At 71.7% G+C, this 21,020-nt stretch carries 18 protein-coding genes; 3 read left to right on the top strand and 15 right to left on the bottom strand.

Features of this window, described 5'->3' with window-relative positions; translation table 11 throughout:
* Nucleotides 1-7: 7 nt before the first annotated feature.
* From RUR_RS09375 to RUR_RS09315, 13 genes are all read right to left on the bottom strand, one after another.
* On the bottom strand, nucleotides 8-856 hold the full coding sequence (locus RUR_RS09375) for an alpha/beta fold hydrolase (protein ID WP_283134555.1): 849 nt from the start codon (nucleotides 854-856) through the stop codon (nucleotides 8-10).
* Complete coding sequence (locus RUR_RS09370) at nucleotides 853-1,599, bottom strand: dienelactone hydrolase family protein (protein ID WP_283134554.1); 747 nt, start codon at nucleotides 1,597-1,599, stop codon at nucleotides 853-855. Before RUR_RS09370 ends, RUR_RS09375 begins: the two co-directional genes overlap by 4 nt.
* A 4-nt stretch (nucleotides 1,600-1,603) precedes the next feature.
* Nucleotides 1,604-2,425: an IclR family transcriptional regulator gene (locus tag RUR_RS09365; RefSeq protein ID WP_283134553.1), complete on the bottom strand. Its 822-nt coding sequence runs from the start codon at nucleotides 2,423-2,425 to the stop codon at nucleotides 1,604-1,606.
* Nucleotides 2,426-2,432: 7 nt separating this feature from the next.
* Nucleotides 2,433-3,407, bottom strand: a complete 975-nt coding sequence (locus tag RUR_RS09360; protein WP_283134552.1) for a sugar ABC transporter substrate-binding protein — start codon at nucleotides 3,405-3,407, stop codon at nucleotides 2,433-2,435.
* A 27-nt stretch (nucleotides 3,408-3,434) separates the two neighbouring features.
* The gene (locus RUR_RS09355; protein WP_283134551.1) at nucleotides 3,435-4,409 is read right to left on the bottom strand and encodes an ABC transporter permease; all 975 of its coding nucleotides are present in this window, start codon (nucleotides 4,407-4,409) and stop codon (nucleotides 3,435-3,437) included.
* Nucleotides 4,406-5,944, bottom strand: coding sequence for a sugar ABC transporter ATP-binding protein (locus tag RUR_RS09350; protein WP_283134550.1), 1,539 nt, complete (start codon nucleotides 5,942-5,944; stop codon nucleotides 4,406-4,408). Before RUR_RS09350 ends, RUR_RS09355 begins: the two co-directional genes overlap by 4 nt.
* A gap of 43 nt (nucleotides 5,945-5,987) precedes the next feature.
* On the bottom strand, nucleotides 5,988-6,584 hold the full coding sequence (locus RUR_RS09345) for a MarR family winged helix-turn-helix transcriptional regulator (RefSeq protein WP_283134549.1): 597 nt from the start codon (nucleotides 6,582-6,584) through the stop codon (nucleotides 5,988-5,990).
* Nucleotide 6,585: 1 nt separating this feature from the next.
* The gene (locus RUR_RS09340) at nucleotides 6,586-6,837 is read right to left on the bottom strand and encodes a hypothetical protein (RefSeq protein WP_283134548.1); all 252 of its coding nucleotides are present in this window, start codon (nucleotides 6,835-6,837) and stop codon (nucleotides 6,586-6,588) included.
* Complete coding sequence (locus tag RUR_RS09335; RefSeq protein ID WP_283134547.1) at nucleotides 6,834-7,679, bottom strand: DODA-type extradiol aromatic ring-opening family dioxygenase; 846 nt, start codon at nucleotides 7,677-7,679, stop codon at nucleotides 6,834-6,836. The genes RUR_RS09340 and RUR_RS09335 overlap by 4 nt, the downstream gene beginning before the upstream one ends.
* The gene (locus RUR_RS09330) at nucleotides 7,679-9,868 is read right to left on the bottom strand and encodes a hydantoinase B/oxoprolinase family protein (protein ID WP_283134546.1); all 2,190 of its coding nucleotides are present in this window, start codon (nucleotides 9,866-9,868) and stop codon (nucleotides 7,679-7,681) included. Before RUR_RS09330 ends, RUR_RS09335 begins: the two co-directional genes overlap by 1 nt.
* Nucleotides 9,865-11,994, bottom strand: a complete 2,130-nt coding sequence (locus tag RUR_RS09325) for a hydantoinase/oxoprolinase family protein (RefSeq protein WP_283134545.1) — start codon at nucleotides 11,992-11,994, stop codon at nucleotides 9,865-9,867. Before RUR_RS09325 ends, RUR_RS09330 begins: the two co-directional genes overlap by 4 nt.
* Before the next feature lie 500 nt (nucleotides 11,995-12,494).
* Nucleotides 12,495-13,739, bottom strand: coding sequence for a chymotrypsin family serine protease (locus RUR_RS09320; protein ID WP_283134544.1), 1,245 nt, complete (start codon nucleotides 13,737-13,739; stop codon nucleotides 12,495-12,497).
* A 354-nt stretch (nucleotides 13,740-14,093) separates the two neighbouring features.
* Nucleotides 14,094-15,392, bottom strand: a complete 1,299-nt coding sequence (locus RUR_RS09315) for a chymotrypsin family serine protease (RefSeq protein ID WP_283134543.1) — start codon at nucleotides 15,390-15,392, stop codon at nucleotides 14,094-14,096.
* Between the two features lie 202 nt (nucleotides 15,393-15,594).
* On the opposite strand from RUR_RS09315, the gene RUR_RS09310 reads away from it, so the two are divergent.
* The 3 genes from RUR_RS09310 to RUR_RS09300 are packed head-to-tail and all read left to right on the top strand — an operon-like array spanning nucleotide 15,595 to nucleotide 17,842.
* Nucleotides 15,595-16,032: a helix-turn-helix domain-containing protein gene (locus RUR_RS09310; RefSeq protein WP_283134542.1), complete on the top strand. Its 438-nt coding sequence runs from the start codon at nucleotides 15,595-15,597 to the stop codon at nucleotides 16,030-16,032.
* Nucleotides 16,033-16,056: 24 nt separating this feature from the next.
* Entirely contained in the window at nucleotides 16,057-16,641 is a 585-nt protein-coding gene (locus tag RUR_RS09305; RefSeq protein WP_283134541.1) for a hypothetical protein, read from the top strand.
* Entirely contained in the window at nucleotides 16,634-17,842 is a 1,209-nt protein-coding gene (locus RUR_RS09300) for an MAB_1171c family putative transporter (RefSeq protein WP_283134540.1), read from the top strand. The genes RUR_RS09305 and RUR_RS09300 overlap by 8 nt, the downstream gene beginning before the upstream one ends.
* A 472-nt stretch (nucleotides 17,843-18,314) precedes the next feature.
* Here RUR_RS09300 and pcaDC read toward each other — a convergent pair whose 3' ends face one another.
* Together pcaDC and pcaB are read right to left on the bottom strand one after the other, a co-directional pair.
* Nucleotides 18,315-19,559, bottom strand: a complete 1,245-nt coding sequence (gene pcaDC / locus RUR_RS09295; RefSeq protein WP_428846985.1) for a bifunctional 3-oxoadipate enol-lactonase/4-carboxymuconolactone decarboxylase PcaDC — start codon at nucleotides 19,557-19,559, stop codon at nucleotides 18,315-18,317.
* Between the two features lie 25 nt (nucleotides 19,560-19,584).
* Nucleotides 19,585-21,003 (bottom strand): 3-carboxy-cis,cis-muconate cycloisomerase, encoded by a 1,419-nt coding sequence (gene pcaB, locus RUR_RS09290; RefSeq protein ID WP_283134539.1) that lies wholly within the window; start codon nucleotides 21,001-21,003, stop codon nucleotides 19,585-19,587.
* Nucleotides 21,004-21,020: the final 17 nt, after the last annotated feature.

The following is a 21,020-nucleotide window of genomic DNA, read 5'->3' as shown; positions in this document are numbered from 1 at the left end:
TTCTCCTTTAGCGGGTCAGGAATTCGGCGAGCGCCTCGCCGACGACGGCGGGCTGCTCGTACTGCGGCCACTGCTTGGCGTCCGGCACGGTGACGACCCGTGCGCCGGGTACGGCCGCGGCGGCGGTGTGCACGACGGCGGGCGGGGTGTGCCCGTGCTCGCCGCGGATGAACAGGACGGGTACGGCGAGGCGCGCGAGCCGCTCGGGGGTGAGCACCGCGGCGTCGTTGTCGGCGGCCCGGACCAGGCGATGGACTTCCCGCGCCTGTTCGGGGGCGTAGAGGGCGGTGCGGACCTGAACCAGCTCGGGATCGACGGTCTCGGGAGCGTGGAGCAGCCCGGCGAGCCGGACTTGTACGGCCTCGGGGGTCGGCTCCCGGTACGCCTGCCCGCCCCGCTCGTAGGCGGTACGGATCCTGTCGTCGGCGAGCCGTTCGGATTCCGGTTGGAGCCCGGCGGGTTCGATGAGCGCGAGCCTGCCCACCCGGCCGGGGTCGCGGAGCGCGAGCAGCACCGCCACCCAGGCGCCGAGGGACTGCCCGACGAGGTCGGGCCGGTCCAGGCCGAGGGCGTCGAGGACGGACGCGGCGTGGTCGGCGAGCCGTTCGACGCCGTAACCGCCGGGTGAGCGGCCGGTGAGCCCGTGCCCGAGCAGGTCGAAGGCGATCGCCCGCCGACCGGATGCGGCGAGCGCGGGGAGGGTTCGGGCGAAGGTCTCGACGTGGCCTCCCCGGCCGTGCAGGAGCACGACCGGATCGCCCTCGCCCAGCGAGACCACCCGGGTGACGACGCCTCCGGCGGGGATGTGGCGGACCTCGGCCCCGAGCAGACCGGTCCACAGACTCGGCGCGCTCACAGGTGTGCCCGAAGGAAGGCGACGGAGTGCTCCCAGGTGGTCTGGGCCGCTTGCGGGTGGTAGTGGGGATGGGTGTCGTCGTGGTAGGCGTGCCCGGCCCCCTCGTGTACGTGCACCTCGACGTGGTGTCCGCTGAGTTTCAGCGTGTCGCCGAGCCGGGTGACCTGGTCGAGCGGGATGACGGTGTCGGCCCCGCCGAAATGGGCCTGGACAGGGCAGCGGACTTGATCGGCGGCGGCGATGCGGGAGCGGACCCGGCCGGTGGGGCTGTAGGCGGGGGGCAGCTCAGGCAGCCCGTACAGCGGGACGACGCAGGCCAGCCGGTCGGTCCGGGTGGCCCAGGCGAGGACCAGCCCGCCCCCGAGGCAGAAGCCGATGGCGCCGGCGCGGGAGACGTCCACGTCGCCGCGGCCGGAAAGGTAGTCCAGCGCGGCCTCGCAGTCGGGCACGGCCTGCTCGTCGCGGGCGGCCAGGAACGCCTTGGCCCGCCGCTCCTCGGGGGTGGTGTGGTCCTTCGGCGGCTCGCCGCCGATCCGGCTGAACAGGTCGACCGTGAGGCAGGCGAAGCCTTCGGCGGCGAGGCGTTCGGTGACGGCTCTGCGGTGCGCGGTGACTCCGAGGTTCTCATGCGCCATGATCACGACGGGGGGCCGGTCGACCCCTTCGGGCAGTGCGAGGTATCCGCGGATCTCGTCCGCTCCGCTGGGAAAGGTCACCCAGTCGGCGCGGGTCGGGTGGTTCACGGTGTCATCCTTCCGGTAGGGCTCTCGCCGGGGCCGGCGGTGCGGGGATCCGGGCGAGCAGCTGGTGGATCTGGGCGGCGAGGCCGTGCAGGCGGCGGCGGGGCAGCCGGGCGGTGGGACCGCAGATCGCGATGGCGCCCACGGGCCGTCCGGCGACCAGGACGGGGACGGCGACCGCGGCGATCCCGGGGATGTACTCCTCGATCTCGATGGCGTGTCCCCGGTTCCGGCACGCCTCGACCTCGCGGAGGAACCGCGCGGGGTCGGTGATGCTGGACGGCGTCCGGCGGGCCAGTTTCAGGTGGGGGATCAGGCTCTCGGCCTCCTTGGCGGGCAGCCCGCTGAGGATGGCGCGGCTGATGCCTCCGTTGGCCAGCACCGAACGCCGCCCCACGGGGGAGAGCCCCTCGCCGGCGTTCGGGCTCTCGCCCCTGGCGGTGATCACCAGGGTGCGGTCCCGCCAGTCGACCTCGGCCACCAGCACCGTCTCCCCGGTGGTGCGGGCGAGCTCCTCGGCGACGCCCCGGGTGAGGTGGGCGAGCGGAGCGGTGGCCGAGACCAGGCTGCCCAGTTCGAGCAACCTGGACCCGAGCGCGTAGGCCCCGTCCTCGTCCTGCCGGAGGAATCCGCGTTCGACCAGGCTCACCGCGATGCGGTGGGTGCTGGTCTTGGGCACCCCGGCCGCCTTGGCCAGCTCGGTGAGCTGGAACCGGGGGTGGGCGGCGCTGAAGGCGCAGAGCACGTCCAGCGCCCGGTCCACGGCGCGGACTCCGCGGCGGCGGGCACCCTCGTCGTCGGGGGTGTGGTGTCCGAGGTCGTTGTTCATGGCATCCTCACGCGCAGTACGGCGGCGCCTGGTCGGCGTTGTCCCTGGTGATAAGGATGTCCTTTACGGTGTCGATCTTCTTCACCCCGGTCTTGCCCCGGAGCAGGCCGACGACGTTGTCGATGGCGAGCTCCCCGACGCTGCGCGGGGTGTTGCTGACGGTGACGGCGAACTCGCCGGAGACGACGGCCTTGACCCCCGCCGGGCTGCCGCCGTTGGTCAGGATCTTGATGTCGCTCCGGTTCGCCGCTTTGAACGCGGCGAGGACGCCCAGCGCCATGTCCTCGTTGTGGACGAAGACGTACTTCACCGTGGGGTGCGCCTGCAGCAGGTTCTCGGCGACCTCCTGCGCCTTGGCCCGCTGCCAGAACGCCGGCTGGTCGAAGACCAGCTTCACCTGACCGCCGACGGCCTCCTTGAAGGCGTTGTTCATCAGGTCGGCCGCCGCGCCGGGCGCGCCGCCGACCACGGCGACGCTCGACTTCCCGCCGGCGTCGTCCTTGATCAGCCATTCGCCCAGCTCTCGGCCGACCTTCTTCACGTCGGTGATCACCGCGCCGAGGATCTTCGACTGGTCGACCGAGGCGACCGAGGTGAGGAAGATCGGGATGTTCGCCCGGTTGGCCCGGGCGATTCCGCCCTCCAGCGAGTCGATGTTGACCGTCTGCACGATGATCGCGTCGACCTGCTTGGAGATCATGTCGTCGATGTTGGCGAGCTCCTTGGCCGGGTCCATGGCCGAGTTGGCGGTGAGCAGCTCCACCCCGGCGCTCGTGGTCCGCGCCTCGATCGACCGCTGCAGGCAGGTGTGGAACTCGATGGTGTTGCCGTTGACGAAGCCGAGGGTGAGCTGACGCGCGGGGTCGGCGGAGGCCGACGCGGAGCCCGCGGGGGTTTTCTCGACCGAGCACCCGGCCGTGACCACGGCGAGCAGGGCCACGGCCAGCAGGGAGCGGGTTCGGCGAGTTCCGAAGGCGGACATGGGCGGTCCTTTCCAAACCGGCGGTGGTCAATGCCGCCGGGATCGCAGATGGTTGGCCACGGCGGCCACCATGAGGACGGCTCCGAGAGCGATGTCCTGGTAGTAGGGGTTGATCTGGAGAAGGTTGAGGGAGTTGGCGACGACACCCAGCAGGAGGACGCCGAGGATCGTGCCGACCAGGGTTCCGCTGCCGCCGTGCAGCGCCGTGCCGCCGATGACGACGGCGGCGACCACCGTTAGTTCGAGGTGGAGCCCGCCGGTGCCGGGGCTCGCCGCGCCCAGCCGGGCGACGAGCATGACACCGCCGAGCCCGGCGAGCAGCCCGCCGAGGGTGTAGAGGAGGAGTTTGGTGCGGACGACGGGGATGCCGGACAGCCGGGCGGCCCGCTCGTTGCCCCCGATGGCGAAGGCGTTCCGGCCGAACGCCGTCCAGCGCATGACGCACCCGATGGCTAGGCAGACCACGACGGCGATGACGACCAGCGCGGGAATCACGCCGAACACCTCCCCAAAGCCGAGCCCGGCCAGATGCTCGCCGATCGAGATGCTCTGCCCCTCGATGATCAGCAGTGCGGCCCCGCTGAGGATCGTGGAGCTCGCCAGGGTCGCCACGAACGGCGTCACCCGGAAGAGGGTGACCACGGTCCCGTTGACCAGCCCGATCAACGCCCCCAAGCCGACGGCCAGGGTCACGGCGAGCCAGTCGGCCGCCCCCGCCGTGATCAGCTGAGCCGTGACCCCGTGGGTGACCGCGGCGATGGCGCCGAGCGAGAAGTCGATCCCGCCCGCGGTCATCAGGAGGGTCAGCCCGGCGGCGAGCACCGCGACCACGGCGATCTGCCGGGAGACGTTGAGCAGGTTGGGGCCGGTGAGGAAGACGTCGCTGCGCAGCGCGGTGAAGGTGCCGATGATCAGGAGCACGGCGAGCACGCCCCCGTGCCGGACCAGCCCGGGGTGTACCGTGACGCCGAGGCGGCGGCGTGGTTCGACGGCGGTGGTCACGAGGGGGTTCCTCCTACGCTCAATGCGACGAGCTCGTCGCGGGAGACTTGGCCGGTCGGCAGGTCGGCCACGGTGCGCCCGGCCCGCACCACGACGACCCGCCCGGCCAGCCGCAGCACCTCGTCGACGTCGGCGGAGGCGAGCAGCACCGCGGTGCCCCGGGCCGCCAGGTCGTCGACGAGCCGGTGGATGTCGGCTTTGGCGGCGATGTCCACCCCGTTGGTGGGCTCCTCCAGCAGGCAGGCGACGGCTCCCGAGTCGAGCCATCGGGCCAGCAGCACCTTCTGCTGGTTGCCGCCGGAGAGAGTGGAGACCGGCGGGTCGGCCTGGATGGTGACGACCCCGAAGCGGGTACGGGCGGCGCCGCCAGCCCGGTGCAGCCGCCCCCAGCGCACCAGCCAGGGCCGGTGCAGACCCCGCTCGGTCAGGGCGAGGTTCTCGTCGACGCCGAGCTCGGGGACGAGCCCGTGGACGAGCCGTTCCCCGGTGACGCAGCGCAGCCCGGCGCCGAGCGCGGCGGTGACGCTGCCCGGCCGTACCTCGCGTCCCGCGACCTTGATCCGGCCCCGGGTGGGCCGTCGCAGCCCGGACAGCAGCGGGAAGAGCTGGGACTGCCCGTCCCCGGCACAGCCGAGCACGGCCACCACCTCGCCGGCCCGGACCGTCACGTCCATGCCGTCCAGGCGGGTGCCCGCGGTGAGGTCGTCCAGCTCCAGGACGACCTCACCGAGCGTCCGGCCGGTGTCCGGCCGCCCCTGCGGGAGCCGGTCCCCGGTCATGGCCCGGACCAGTTCCGGCAGGTCCATCCGATCGGTGGGCACCGTGGTGACGTGCCGTCCGTCGCGGAGCACGGTGACCCGGTCCGCCAGGTCGAGGACCTCGTCCAGGTGGTGGGAGATGTAGACGACGGCGACGCCGCGCGCGCCGAGGGTGCGGACCAGCCGGTGCACCCGGGCCGCGTCGGAGCCGCCGAGGGTCGCGGTGGGTTCGTCCAGGATGAGGACCTCCCCACCGGCGTGGGTCTCCCTGGCGATCTCGACGAGGGTCTGCTCGGCGGGACCGAGCTCACCGGCGGTGGTCCGGGACGCCACCTCGACGCCGAGCTCGGCCAGGAGACGGGCCGCGTCGGTGTGCACCCGGTTCCAGTCGACCCGGCCGAGGCGGAGGGGCATCCGCCCGAGGAACAGGTTCTCCCCCACGGTGAGCTCGGGAACCAGCATCCGCTGCTGGTGCACGATGCTCACCCCGAGCGCGCGGGCACGGCGCGGGGTGAGGGCGCCGTGCCGCCGCCCGGCGATCAGCAGCTCCCCGCCGTCCGGCGGATAGGCACCTGAGATGATCTTGACGAGGGTGGACTTGCCGGCGCCGTTCATCCCGACCAGCGCGTGCACCTCCCCGGCGAGCAGGGTGAAGCCGACGTCGCGCAGCGCGACGGCGCCGCCGAAGGACTTGCGCACGCCGCGGAGCTCCAGCGCGACCGAGGTGTGCGCCGGGGGCTGGGCCGGTTCGGCCCGTCCCCGGAGTGTGAGGTCCACAGACCCTCCCCTGGGCGTTTGACGGTTCATGGTTGTGCCGGTCTCACCGGGGTACGGCTGCCGCGGGGGTGCCGGATTCCGGTTCCGGCGCGGCGGTCTCCGGCGTGATGGCGGTCAGCCCGAGCCGGAGCCGGTTGAGCTGATCCACGAACAGCCGCTTCTCCGCCTCGCTGTAACCGGTCAGCGCGGCCGACATCCGGGCGGCGAAACGCGGCAGCAGCTCATCCAGCAGCTCGTCGGCTTCCCGGGTACGGCGGACCAGGACCAGCCGCCGGTCGGCGGGGTCGGACGCCCGGCTCACCAGGCCCCGCCGCTCCAGCAGGTCCACCAGGCCGGTGGCGTTGCGGGCCGTCGTCATCACATGGGTGGCGAGCGTGCCCATCGGGATCCCCGCGCCGATCGGATCGGTGCTGCGCAGCACCATGAGGATGTTGAAGCGCGGATGGCTGAGCCCGTACTCGGCGAGCTCGGCGTCGACCGCGGCCTCCATCGCCGCCGTGGCCGCGAAGAACGCCAGGCGCAGCTCCATCTCCAGCGGGTCTATCGCGGGCAGCCGCCGGTGCTCGCCGGCCGCCATCTCCACATGCGCCTGATCGCGGTGCCCGTCGGGGCCGCCCGCGATGAACCGGGTGGTCCCCATCTCAGTCGCCCTCCCGCGAGCGGTACATGTCCTGATGGGCGACCCCGAGGACGACCATGAGGTTGCGCAGGGCCACCGGGTTCATCCCGGCGGCGAGCAGCCAGGCCGCGTCGCGGCGCCGTACCGCGTCCCGCTCCTCCGGATCGAGGGGAAACCGGCCGAGCACCTCGCCGGGCTCGGACTCGTAGCGTTCGCGCAGGCCGGGGGTGTGCTCCAGCTCCCGGGCGAGCCGGTTGAGGCCGACGATGCTCACAGCACCACCCCAAGCCCGGCGTCGGGGCGCACGACGTCGAAGGCGGCGATGCCGATGCCGACGGTCCACGGGTACATCGGCTGGTAGGCGAGGGTGCGGCACCGCCCGCCCGCGGCCGCCGCGGCGATCACCCAGGTGCGGAGCTCCAGCGCGCCGTTGCCCGCCTCGGACTCGATCCGCTCGTCGCTCCAGGCCAGGACCTCGGGCAGCCGTCCCCGCTCCAGCAGGTCCAGCACCTTCCGGTCGAACGCCTCGTTGATGTCGCCGAACCGCGGCAGGCCGACCCAGTGCGACAGCCCCCCGGTTCCGATCACCGCGACCCGGGCGCCCCCCGGGAGCTCGGCGATCGTGTCGGCCAGGGCCCGTCCGAGCTCGGCGCAGCGGGCCAGGGTCGGCAGCGGCGGGGTGTTGCAGTTGACGAAGAGCGGGACGACCCCGGCGGACGCTGCGGCAGGGAGCTTGGCCAGCGGCACCATGAAGCTGTGGTCCAAGGCCATGGTGTGCGAACGGGCCAGGTCGAAGCCGCGGCGGTGCAGGCCGTGCAAAAGTTCTTTGGCGAGTTCCGGCCGGCCGGGCACGGTTCCGCCGGGGTTGCCGAACTCCCCCCACGCCTCGTGGACGTCGGCCATGCCCAGGCAGAAGGTCGGATAGTTCTCCAGGCCGAAGGTCTCGTAGTGGTCGGTGGCGACGAGCACCACGGCGTCCGGCTTCAGGGCGGCGAGCTCGGCGTCGAGCGTCTCCCACGCCCGGTGCAGGACGTCCGAGCGCGCCGGGTCGGCTCCGGGGTTTCTGACGATGGCGCCGACGTGGGAGGTGGCGGCGGCCAGGACGAGGCGGCCCATCACGCCTCCCCGCCGAGCAGCCGGAGGTCGTCCAGGTGGTCCGCGCCGCGCCGTACCACGTCCACGGCGTGCAGCCGCCCGCAGCCGGGGCAGGCGTAGCAGCGCAGCTCCAGGTCCTCGTCCAGTCGGGTGGCGTGGCTGAGTTCGCGGATGTCCTGTACGGCGCGGAGCCCGGCGTACGGCCGCCACGGCTCCTGCACGGGGGCGAAGGCGAACCCGCAGGTGCAGGCCGTCCAGCGGGCACCGTCTGCCTCGACGACCTCCAGCGCGTCGCCCAGCGGATGGATCCGGGTGAGCGGGCCCGCCGGACGGTCCGGCGGCGCCTTTTCGGCCGGCCAGTCGCGCCGCTCGGCGCGGACTCCGGCCCGCAGACTCTCGGTGGCTGCCTGGTCGACCCGGCCCTCGGGGTCGAGCACCACCCGGTAGATCCGTTCCGACGCGCCGGGGGTTACCGCGCCGAAGTCCAGGTCGGCCTGGACATGATCGGCGGGACGCTCCAGCGGGTCGCCCCAGCCGCCGCCCGCCTGGGGCACGGTCGCCAGGACGTCGTCGTCGCCGAGCCGGTAAAGCCCCTGCCGTCCGCGCATGACCGGCCGTTCCCCGGAGAGCTCCGCCACGGAGGGGAGGTGCCCGGCGGCAAGCCGGGCTTTGACGTCACTGTCGTGCACCACGGTCCGGGTGTTCTGCGCGCCGGGGTACCCGCCGAAGATCCCGGTCGAGTTGGGCACCGCCCAGCCGTGCGCCGAGTTGAGCGCGCTGACGTCCCGGCCGCCGTGCACGGTGTAGACGGCGCCCATGCTCAGGCCGCCGCGGGTGCGCCCGGCTCCGCCGGAGTCGGGGACCAGGCCGCGCCACAGGTAGAGCAGGGGCGAGTCCATCTCGACGGCCTCCACGTTGGAGATCTTCTGCCGTTCGATGTTGTGCTGGCCCTGGGTCCAGACCCCGTCGCGGTGGGCGTAGGCGGCCCCTCCGGTGGCGAGGCAGTCCATGATCACGTAGGTCTGGCGGGCGCCGTTCTCCCCCGCGCCGGTCAGCACGAACTTGTCGGGACCGCCCGCCGGGACGGCCTGGGCCTCCCCCAGCAGCTCGTCCGAGCAGGCCGCCAGCTTGGACAGGCACTCCACGGCGGTCATCTCCACCAGCCAGCCGGCCTCCAGCGCCCCGCCGCTCACGGCGGCCGGGCGGACCGCGTTGCAGATCAGCCCCTCCGGGCAGTCCACCCGGACCGGCTTGAACAGGCCTTCGTTCCAGGGCGCGTCGTAGGCGAGGGTGGGCAGCAGCGCCGCCGCGATCCCGGCCATCATCCCGGAGTACGCGCAGTTGACGTATCCCTTCACCTGCGGCGACGAACCCGAGTAGTCGAAGTGCAGGGTGTCCCCGCGCTTGGTGAGGACCAGATCCACCTCGTGGACGGCGTTCTCCGCGGATCCGGCGAGGCCGCCGTCGTTGTCGAGGAACGCCCGGGAGTGCAACCGGGCGTCGGGGAGCCGGGCCAGGCGGTTGCGGAGCCGCCGCTCCGAGAGCTCGATGAGGTTGCCCATCACGGTCCGGACCACGCCGGCGCCGTACTTGGCGGCGAGCGCGGTCATCGCCCGGATCGCGGTGTTGTTCGCCCCGACCAGGGCACGCAGGTCCAGGTTGACGGTGGCCGGCATCCGGGTGTGCGCGAGGATCAGGTTCCAGACGTCGGTGCGGACCTTCCCGCCGTCGACCAGTTTCGTCGGCGGCATCTGCAGGCCCTCCTGGTAGGAGTCGGTCGCGTCGATGCAGAAGCTGCCCGGGGTCATTCCGCCCACGTCCACCATGTGGCACATGGCGCCGGTCCAGGCGAGCAGCTCCCCCTCGTGGAAGATCGGCGCGATCAGGCCGACGTCCTGGGCGTGGACCGTGCCCTTCCACGGGTCGTTGACGATGAACATGTCGCCCGGGTTGATGCCGGGGTCCTCGGCACAGTCCTCGATCACCGACCGGGTGATCGCCGCCATGGACGAGGAGTGCGAGAGGATCGTACGACCCATCGCGGCCACCGAGCCGTCCGGCAGGTAGAGCCCCACGTTGTAGTCGCTCGCCTCCACCACGTGGGTCGAGCCGGAGATGGCGGCGAGGGTGGCGCCCTGCTCGTCGGTGATGGCGAGCAGGCGGTGGCGGATGACCTCGAAGGTCACCGGGTCGATGGCCGTGGCGGTCACGAGTCCCCCTTGCAGTCGATGACGAGGTTGCTGTACCGGTCGACGGTGAGCAGCTGACCGGGGCCGATCACGACGGTGGTGCCGGGGAACTCCAGGATCGCGGGGCCGCGCAGCTCGGCCCCCGCGCCGAGTCCGTCCCCCCGGTACACGGCGGTGGCGACCCGGCCGGTCTCGGGGAAGTGCACCTGGCGTGAGCCGAGCAGCGACTCGGCCGGGTCGGCGGAGCCCGGGTACGCCCCCTCCGTCACGTCGGTGACCCGGACCCGGCCCTCCACCCGCAGGGTGTGCAGTTCGACCCCGGCCGCGAGCAGCGCGGTCCCCGCGCCGTACACCCGTTCGTAGGCGTCCCGGAACTCCTCGATCAGCTCACGCAGCACACCGGCGGTGACCTCGCCGTCCGGCACGGGGAGCGGGAGCTCGTGGGACTGGCGCCGGAACTTCAGGTAGGCGATGCGCGTCAGCCGTACCCGCGGGTCGTCGTCGAGGTCGGCGCGGCAGCGGCGGGTCAGCTCGCCGAGCGTCGCGTTGATCCGTGCCGTGTCCAGGTGGACGGCCGGGTCGGGCGCACCGGGCGGGGTCCGCTGTACGTCGGTGGTCTGGACGGCGCGGTAGCGGTCGGAGGTGACCGTGCCGTACGCGGAGTGCACGGTCGAGGTGGGCGGCACGACCAGGGTGGAGATCCCCGCGGCCTCGGTGTAGGCGTAGGCGTGGGTGGGGCCCGCGCCGCCGTACGCGTAGACGGTGAAGTCCCGGGGGTCATGGCCCTGTTCGACGGTGACCTTGCGGAGCAGGTCCGCCATCTGGTTGTCGGCGACCCGGCGGATCCCGGCCGCGGCCTCCTCCACGCTCAGCCCGAGCGGACCGGCCACATGGACGAGGATGGCCTTCTCCGCCAGGGAACGCTCCAACGGCATCCGCCCGCCCAGGAAACGCGCCGGGTCGATGATGCCGAGCACGACGTCGGCGTCGGTCACGGTCGGCCGGTCGCCGCCGCGGCCGTAGCAGGCGGGGCCGGGGACCGAGCCCGCGCTCTCCGGGCCGACGACGAGCACACCCGCCTCGTCCACCCGGGCGACGGAGCCGCCGCCCGCCCCGATCGCGGTCACCTTGATCCGGGGTAGCGCGAGGTGCAGGTCGCCGACCTCTCCGACCCGCTCCACCAGGGGCTGCCCGCCGATGATCAGGCCGACGTCGAAGCTGGTGCCGCCCATGTCGGAGGTGATGACCTCGGTGTGGCCGAGTCTGCGGGCGAGCGAGACGGAGGCCAGGACACCTCCGGCGGGACCTGAGGTGAGCATCGACGCCGCACGCCGCGCCGCGTCCTCGGCCCGCATCACCCCGCCGCCCGAGTCCATGATCGAGAAGTCGCCGTCGAAGCCGTTCGCGCGCAGCCGTCCCTCCAGGTTCGCCACGTAGTCGCGGATGACCGGGCCGAGGTAGCTGTTGACCACGGTGGTGGCGGACCGCTCGTACTCGCCGATCACCGGGGCGACCTGGTGGGAGAGGGTCAGATACGCCTCCGGCCACTCCTCCGCCACGATGCGTTCCACCGCGGTCTCGTGTGCCCCGTTGACGAACGACCAGAGGAACGCGACCGCGAGGGCCTGGACGCCTTCGGCGCGCAGCCGCCGGAGCAGTCCGCGTACCTCCTGCTCGTCGAGGGCGACCACCTCGGTACCGGTGGCGTCGATCCGCTCGGTGACCCCGGCGATGCGGTCGCGGGCCACGATCGGCGCGGGGTTGCGCCGCCTGCTGTAGTGGCCGGTGGCGGCGCCGAGGCCGACCCAGGAGGTCATCGAGCGCTGGATCAGCATGGTGTCGGTGAACCCGTGCGTGGTCAGCAGCGCCGTGGGGGTGCCCTTCCGCTCGATCAGGGCGTTGGTCGCGGCGGTGGTGCCGTGCGCGAAGTACACGATGGACCCGCAGAAGGCGTTCAGGTCCATCCCGTACGAGGCGGCGGCCAGGGACAGCGCAGCGACCACGCCCTCGGACCGGTCGTGCGGGGTGGTCGGCGCCTTGAACAGGCGCGGCGGCCGGCCGTCCTGCAGGACGACGAGGTCGGTGAAGGTCCCCCCGACGTCGGTGCCGACGAAGAACCGCTCAGCGGCGTCCGTCGTACTTCCCACACTGATCTCCCTACAGAGTTGACGCCCCTATGGGCGGATATGTCAGGCAAACGGCGACTATGCGTTAATCGCGGCGCGGTTTCGCCAACTCTGTAGTCACTGGAACATCCGGGCAATGGACCAGTCCGCACAGCGGACCGGCACCCCATGTTCATCCTGAGGAATGCCGGTGAGGGGACCTGAGTGCCAGTGCTACGGCTGGTACCGGGGCAAGCTCAGAACCTGACCCGTTCCCCCGATTTCCGGCTTCCATCCAGGACACATGCTCAGCGGGTGCAGGACCGGGGTCGGCGGGCGCAGTCCAGGGAGGCCGAGCGGAGCCCGTACCGGACACCACTCCAGGTGATCACGACACCGCCTCGGACGCCCCGTGGATCGAGCTGATCTCCCCACCATGAGGAGCATCGGCCTGACGTTCGGTGCGGGGCTTGAGGGAATCCCAACCGGTTGGCCGGGGCGTGGGGAAACGGAAGGTGGGGCGGCGAGACCGCCCCACCGGATCACCAGGTGCGGAGCTGGAAGGAGGGATTGCGGGCCAGGTAGCGGTCAAGGCGGGCGTAGGCTCCGCGGTTCCAGCATTTCCGGCCACGGATGCCCCGGCAGTCCACTATGTTGCCGAAGGCGATGCTGATGATCCCGTTGGCGTAGACGTTGCCCGCGGTGTTGCCGTCATAGGTGACGACCGGACTGCCGCTGTCGCCCTCGCCCCAGACCGGGTTGTCGGGGCCGGAGGCCATGACGATGGCGACATCCCATACTCGGGTACGTCCAAACGGTGGCAACGGGTTCTCGAAGTCCATGAAGGCATCGGGGTTGTCGATGATCACGTCGCAATGGACTCCGCTGAAGCCTCCGGAGGCGCAGACCCGGTCACCCGAGCGATGGGCCGCCGTACCCGCGACGTTGGCGCGCAGCGAATGCTCGTAAGGGCCGCCCCACCAGATCTGCCTCGTGAAGAAGCTCTGGCTGGTGCCATGGCTCGGCATCAGCAGCTCGGTGTCGTAGTTGACCTCCCGCTGCACGACATGCGCGTACGGCGCCGAGGGCTGCGGCTGGGTGGCCGTCCAGCCCTCAGCGGCGCAGTGCCCGGCCGTCAGCATGTAGCTCCATGAGCCCCACGCCCAGAGGGAGAACCCTTGGGTACAGGTGCGTCCGGATACGACGAACCGCGCACCGCCGTGGGCCTGGCCGTCGTGGCGGCCGGTGGCGACCGGCCGAGTCGTCTCGGTGACGGTCACCGGGACCTCGCCGGTGACGGTTCCGAACCACCGCTGTGTCTCAACCAGCGACTGGGGTGTGGTCACACCCTTGACGGCCTCGATTGCCACTTCGAGCCCGCTGCCGTCCACGGCCGGAGCCACCGAGACGATCGGCGAGAGCCCGTTCACGCGCCGACCGGGCGGGTTCTGGTCCGACACCGCCTTCTGGGCTTTCTTCAGCGTCCTCAGGCTGAACGCGGCCGACATCACCGACACCTCCACGCCCGGGTCGGATTCCGCTGCCTCCCGCACACCGGCGGGGACCTTCCCGTGCCAGTACAGCGTGAACCGGGAATTCGCCGGGTCGGTGCGAATGCCCGAATACCCGGAGTCGCCGGGCAGCGCCTCCGCCGCCTTCACGATCCGTTCGGCGACCTTCGTGACCCTTGCCTGCTTGACGAGGACGGACCGGTCGTCGATGCCGGGTGTCGGCAGGGATCCCGGGTCGAGCGGGGCGGCGTGGGCGTGGGTGGCGGAAGTCCCCACCAGAGAAAGCATCACCACCCCGATGACCGTTACGGTGCGCGAACGACGTGACCGCATAGCAGTCCCTTCTTTGACCGACATGACGACTTGAAAGACATTTCCTACATTCCCGCCAAAGCCAAAATGCTAATTCCGACAACGACAATGGCCAACGGAAATGGAACTTAGCAACCGATCGTCTTTATTCAAGTCAAAGTCGAAACCGCCCGATACAATCTCCACCTCAGTCACGAATGGTTCGGCACAAAGGGGCATGTGGATAGGTACTGCGGCCGGATCAGAGTTTGACCCGATTCCCCGACCGGCCCCGAACATGAAAGGAAGAGGTCGTGGCGGTGAGGGCGCCCCCGAATGTCACCAGGTGCGAAGCTGGAAGGAAGGATTGCGGGCCAGGAAGCGGTCGAGGCGGGCGTAGACGCCACGATTCATGCAGGTCCGGTAAAAGAAGCCGCGGCAGGGCGACAGCTCACCGTACGAGGAGATGATGGTCCCGACGGCGGCGACGTTACCCGCAGGGTTACCGTCATAGGTGACGACCGGACCGCCACTGTCGCCTTGGCCCCAGACCGGGTTATAGCCGTGGAAGGCGATGACGGTGGCAACGTCCCAAATTCGGATCATCTGGTAGGGGGGCAACGGGTTCTCCATGTCGATAAACGTATTGGGATTGCCGACGAGAACGTCGCAGTAGGATCCGGAAAAACCTCCGGAGGGGCACACCAGGTCATTGCTGCTCACCGGGGGCGCCACACCCGTGACGTTGGCACGCAGTGAATGCTCGTCGGGGCCGCCCCACCAGATCTGGTTCCTGAAGTGGCTCTGGCTGGAGCCGTGGCTCGGCATCAGCAGCGCGGTGTCGTGATTGACATCCCGCTGGACGACATGCGCATACGGGGTTGAGCCCTGCGGCGGGTAGGCCCACGAACCGTCGGTACCGCAGTGCCCTGCCGTCAGCATGTAACTCCATGAGCCCCACGCCCACAGGGAGAACCCCTGGGAACAGGTACCTCCGTAGACGAAGTACTGCGCGCCGCCGTAGGCCTGACCGTTGTGACGGGCGAAGGTCGGCCGTGTCGTCTCGGTGACGGTCACCGGGACCTCGCCGGTGACCGTCCTGAACCGCTCCTTCGCCCGAACCGGTGAACCAGGCGTGGTCAGACCCTTGACGGTCTCGACCTCCACCTCGAGCCCGCTGCCGTCCACGGCCGGGGCCGCCGAGACGATCGACGGCAGCCCGTTCACGCGCTTGCCGGGCGGGTTCTGGTCCGCCACCGCCTGCTGGGCTTTCTTCAGTGTCTTCAGGCTGAACGCGGCGGGCACAACCGTCACCTGGACACCCGGGTCGGAGTCCGCCGCGCTCCGCACGCCGGCGGGGACCTTCCCGTGCCAGTACAGCGTGAGCCGGGACCTCGCCTGATCGGTGCTGCTGCCGGCGAACCCGGAGTCACCCGGCAGCGCCTCGGCCGCCTTCAGGATCCGTTCGGAGACCTTCGTGATCCTGGCCTGGTTGACGAGGAGAACCCGGTCGACACCCCGCGCCGGCAGAGGGGCGGGTTCAATCGGGGCGGCGTGGGTGTGGGTGGCAGGAGTCCCCATCAGGGAGAGTATCGCCACCCCGATGACCACTGCGGTGCGCGAACGACGTATCCGCATGACAGCCCCTTCGGGAGGTTTGACTGAAATGAAGGATAAAGATCTTTTCTACATGTCTGTCAAACTGGAATGCTAGTTTCGGCCATGAACATCGTCAACTGATGTCGATTCTCATGAGCCAGAGAATTAACATCAGTCAAGATCAAAACTTCGGGTAGAATCTCCACCTCAGTCACAAGCCGTCCGGCGTAAAGGGGCGCAGATGGATCCCGATGAGGCGTCCACTACCGGCCGCACGCTGGCCGACCGGCTGAACTACCTGTTCGCGACGGTCCGGGAGAGCGGCCGCCGGGAGTACAGCAACGACGAGGTCGCCTCAGCCGTGGGCCGCGACCAGGAGGTCACGATCTCGGCCTCCTACCTCTGGTACCTGCGGACCGGGCAACGCGACAACCCGACGCTCAAGCACATCACGGCGCTCGCGCGGTTCTTCGGCGTACCGGTCGCCTACTTCTTCGACGAAGCGGTCGCCGTACAGGTCGAATCCGAGCTGGCACTGGTGGCGGCGATGCGGGACGCACGGGTGCGGGACCTCGCGCTGCGGGCCGACGGGCTGTCGGCGGCCAGCCTCGACTCGCTCCGCGAGGTCGTCGCGCGGGTCCGCGAGCTCGAAGGACTCCCACCCAGGCAGGACGGCTGAACTTCGGCGGAGGAGATCACGTAAGTGGAACTCAGCGCACTCGAACGCCGGTGCCGCCGACGCCTCAAAGAGGTCTTCATCCCGCGCCCCTTCGATCTGACGAAGCTCTGCGTCGAGCTGGCCCGGCGGCGCGGCCGCCCGCTGATCGTCGCGCCCATGGAGTTCCCCTCCCCGGGCCCCGGAGGTCTGTGGATCGCGGGCGACACCACCGACTACATCTTCCACGAGCAGGCCACCAGCCGCTTCCACCAGGAACACATCGTGCTGCACGAGATCGGCCACATGATCTGCCGCCACGAGGCCTCCCGGAGCCGGCCCGACCCGCGCGGCGCCCAAGGGCCGCCGGGCCCACCGCAGCCGCCGGCCATGGACGCCGCGCACGCGCGGGTGCTGTTTCCGCATCTTGATCCGGCGGTCGTCGGGCGGCTTCTGGCCCGGACCAGGTACTCCACCGAAGAGGAGCGGGAAGCGGAAATGATCGCGTCGCTGATCCTGCAGCAGGCCGAGTGGGCACCCGCGCGGGAGCTCCCGACGGATCCGGCCACCCGTTCGGGCCTCATGCGATTCGAACGCGGCGTCGACTCCCCCCGGTCACCCGCCCATGGATGACCTGCCGCGAATCGTCGTCGTCGGCGCGTTGATCCTCGGGTCCTGGGCGGCGTTCGGGCACAAGCTGGTGCTGCTCCGGCGCGATCCCGGCAATCCGTCGCTGAGAGTCCTCTGCCTGACCCTCGGCATGCTCGCCGTGGCGATGAGCGCGCAGTTCGCCGCCCCGTGGATCGACGGGGTCACCGGCATCGCGAACCTGGGCCGATTCCTGGGCAACGCCGCCACGATGGTCGCGCTCGGCGGCGGCTACGGTTTCCTGCTGCTCCGCAGCCACGACGAGGCCGGGACACCGCTGACGACCCGGTGGCAGCTGACCGGACTCGCCGTGGCACTGGTCTCCGCGACGGTCCTGTTCGCCCTGACGCCCCCGCAACCGGCGGCGTCGCTCGGCGTGGACGCCCGTCCCGTCCACGTGCTCTACTCCTCGCCTTACGTGTACGTCTACGCCGGGTACGTGGCGTTCATCGAGGTCAAGGTCGGCATCGTGACCTGGCGGTACGCCCGCCTCGCGGATCGGACCGCGCTGCGCGCGGGCCTGCGCATGCTCACGGTCAGCTCGGTGTTCGGGGTGCTCTACTGCGCGGTGAAGGCGGGCGCGCTGACGGCCGGGTACTTCCTCCTCGACGGGGTCGGCGAGTTCGAGTACGCCGCCGGGAGCGTCCTCTACCTGCTGACCGTCCTGTTCGGGCTCGTCGGCCTGATGATGCCCCCACTGGCCCGGCACACGGGGAAAGCGGCGGAGTGGCTGCGGCTCTACCGGGCCTACCGGCGGCTCTTTCCGCTCTGGCAGGCCCTCTACGCGGCCGATCCGACGATCACCCTGCTGCCCGAGGCCTCCGCCGCCGGCAGGTCCCGGCGCTTCCGCCGCCTGCGCTTCTACCTGTATCGGACGGTCATCGAGATCCGTGACGGCCAGCTCGCCCTGCGCCCCCACATCGACGACGACGTCCTCACCCGCGCCCGCGCGTTGACCGCCCCAGACGGATCCCGCGCCGCCCTTGAGGCCGCGACCATTCACCTGGCCCTGCGCGCCGACCCGGCCGAAGGCCGCACCCGTCCCGCCACGGCTCACCTCGCACCCGTGACCCAGGAGGCCGGATTCCTCGACGAGGTCCGTCACCTCGAACAGATCGCCCGCCACTTCCGCCGGTTCTCCCGCGGCCCGTCCTCACGCGGCGCACACGCGTCCGCACATCGCTGAGACCCGGTCGCCCAGGCCGGTACGGCGAAACACGCCCGGTCGGTCAGCCGGGCGGCGTGCGCCCGGACGGGGTCCGGGTTGCTGGGTCTCCGAGAGTTGAGGACGTCCCTGCGCAGCGTGATGAGGTGGGACCGCAGGTCGGCGGGCACGTCGGCGGCGAACCGGGTTCGCCGCCGGGCCACGCTCCCGCCGTACCGGAGTCGTGCCCGGCCGTCCCCCACGACGGAGGATCCACTGCGATCGGCCGGTGTCCGGGACCGGCGGATCGGGTACGGCCACAGGCGGCTTGAGCGCCGACCACGCGACAGGAGTGCCCCGCGCGGCCCTACCGGACATTCCTTCCGGTGATCACGGCGCCTCGGCCTGCGTGGGACAGACCAGAACAACCCCGGTGAAGGCGGATCCGGTACGGCCGCAGGCGGCTCGACGAGTGGGTGCACGCGGAATGGGAGGCCCAGCCGGTATGCGGTGATCAGGGCTCGGGCTCCTCGCGGAGGACCCGGTCGGCCACCGCGAACGCGCTGTTCGCGGCGGGTACGCCGCAGTAGACCGCGGTCTGGAGCAGGACCTCGCCGATCTCGGCGGGGGTGAGGCCGTTGCGGAGCGCGGCGCGGACGTGCATGGCCAGCTCCTCGTGGTGTCCGTGGGCGACCAGCGCGGTGAGCGTGACACAGCTGCGGGTCCGGCGGTCCAGACCGGGCCGGGTCCAGATCTCGCCCCAGGCGTACCGGGTGATCAGGTCCTGGAACGGTGCGGTGAACTCGGTGGTCCGGGCGACGGCCCCGTCCACATGTCCGTCGCCGAGGACCGCGCGCCGTACCGCCATCCCGGCGGTGTACCGGGAGCCGTCGTCCAGGGTGGTGTGGCCGGGCTCCGGACGAGCCGGCTCCGGCCGCGTCACCGGGGAAACCGGGGAAACGCCGTGCGGGAAGACGCCCGGCACCAGGTGGTCCAGTATCGCCGCCAGGACGGGGGCGGGCCGCTCCACGCCCACCAGGTGGGCCGAGCGGGCCACCTCGACCAGGCTCGCCCCGGGAATCCCGTCGGCCAGTTCCCGGGCGTGCGCGGGCGGGGTGGCCGGGTCGTCCCGCCCCGCGATCACCAGGGTGGGCGCCGTGACCCGCGGGAGCTCGGCGCGGGCGTCCCAGACGGCCAGCGCGTCGCAGCAGGCGGCGAAGGCGTCCCGGTCGGCCGCGCGCATGTCCGCCACCAGCGACGTGGCCGGCGGGGAACCGGCGAAGGCCGGGGTGAACCAGCGGGAGGCGGCCGTGTCGGCGACGGGGTCGGTGCCTTCGGCGCGTACCAGCTCCGCCCGTTCCCGCCACATCTGCGGATCGCCGAACCGGGCCGACGAGCAGACCAGGACGAGCCGGGTGACCCGTTCGGGGTGGTGGAGGGCGAGCCAGGTCCCGACCGCGCCGCCCAGGGAGATCCCCGCGTAGGCGAAATGCTCCACGCCCAGGGAGTCCGCCAGGTTCAGCACCGATCGTCCGAGGTCGGCGACCGTGGTCGCCCCCGGCGCGGTGTCCGGCAGCAGCCCGGCCGGCGAGCCGCCGTGCCCCGGCAGATCCCAGCGGATCACCCGGTGGTGGCGGGCGAGCCCGGACACCTGCGGCCCCCAGACGGTGAGCGAGGTGCCGAGCGACGGGCCGAGGATCAGCGGGGGCGCGAACTCCGCCCCGTCGATCCGGTGATGCGGTACCGCGATGCCGGTCAAAGCCCCTCCTGTGCCGTGGAATCCGTCATGATCTCTCCGTCCGACCCAGAGCACGGTCGACGAGCGCGGGGGCGGAGCCCAGGTATCCGGCCGGATCCAACAGTTCGCGCAGCTTCGCCTGGGGCAGGGCGTGCGTGACGGCCGGGTCGGCCCGCAGCGCCTCCGCCAGGCCTGTGCCCTCCTCCGCGGCGCGGCGGGCGGCCTCGGTCAGGGCACGCTTGGCCTCGGCCCGCCCGATCAGCGGGGCGAGTTCCGCGGCCAGGCGCTCGGAGACGATCAGGCCGCCGGTCAGGCCGAGGTTGGCCCGCATCCGGCCCGGACGGACGCGGAGCCCCGCGGTGAGCTCGGCCGTGTCCGCGGCCGCGCCGCCGACCAGGCGCAGCGCCTGCCGCAGCGGCTGCCACTCGGCGTGCCAGGCGCCGGCGGGACGTTCGTCTTCGGCGGCGAGGGAGCCGAACAGGACGGACGCGAGCGCCGGAACCTGCCGGGCCGCGGCGGCGACGAGCGTCGCCCGTACCGGGTTCGCCTTGTGCGGCATCGCCGAGGAGCCGCCGCCGCTCCCCTCGGCGACCTCCCCGATCTCGGTACGGGACAGCGTCAGGACGTCGGCCGCGAGTTTGCCCAGGGCGCCCGCGGCGAAAGCCAATCCCGCGGCGAGGTCGGCGACCGGGGCCCGGAGCGTGTGCCACGGCAGCGCGGGCTCGGCGAGCCCGACCTCGGCGGCGTACCGGGCGACCAGCCGTAGTCCCAGGTCACCGGCGGAGCCGTCGCCCGCGCCGGATGCCGGGCCCGTCCCCGCACCGGGTTCGGCGGCGGCGAAGGCGTGGAAGGCGGCGAGGGTGCCGGCCGCCCCGCCGAGCTGGGCGGGGAGCGCGGCCCGTACCGCGGCCAGGCGGTCCCGCGCGGCGCAAACGAGGCTGCGCCACCCTGCGGCTTTCAGGCCGAACGTGGTGGGCACGGCGTGCTGGGTGAGGGTACGGCCCGCCATCGGGGTGTCTCGGTGGGCGGCGGCCAGCCGGGCGAGGGCGTCCGCCGTACGGTCCAGGTCGTCCAGGACGCGGCTCAACGCCCGGAAGGCGATGAGCATGGTGGCGGTGTCCAGGATGTCCTGGCTGGTGGCGCCCCGGTGCACGTACGGCGCCGCACCCGGGTCCCGTTCGGCCACCGCGGCGGTCAGATCCGCCACCAGCGGGATGACCGGGTTGCCGCCGGTACGGGCACGCTGTGCGAGCGCGGACATGTCGGGCTTGAGCCCGGCGGCCACGGCGGCCACGGCGGAGGCCGCCGCCGCGGGCGCGAGCCCCAGCGCGGCCTGGGCGCGCGCCAGCGCCGTCTCGGCGTCGAGCATCGCCCGAACGTAGGCGGCGTCGTCCGTGGCGAGCTCGACCGCGGTCCCGGCCCAGTCAGGGTTGAGCAGCCCGGCGTCCACCGGCCGATCGGTCAACGGATCCGTCCCCTTTG

The sequence above is a fragment of the Rhizohabitans arisaemae genome (assembly GCF_025996515.1).
Taxonomy (GTDB): Bacteria; Actinomycetota; Actinomycetes; order Streptosporangiales; family Streptosporangiaceae; genus Rhizohabitans; species Rhizohabitans arisaemae.
Note: the sequence above shows the minus strand (reverse complement) of the source record. Positions and strands in the feature narration are given on the sequence as shown.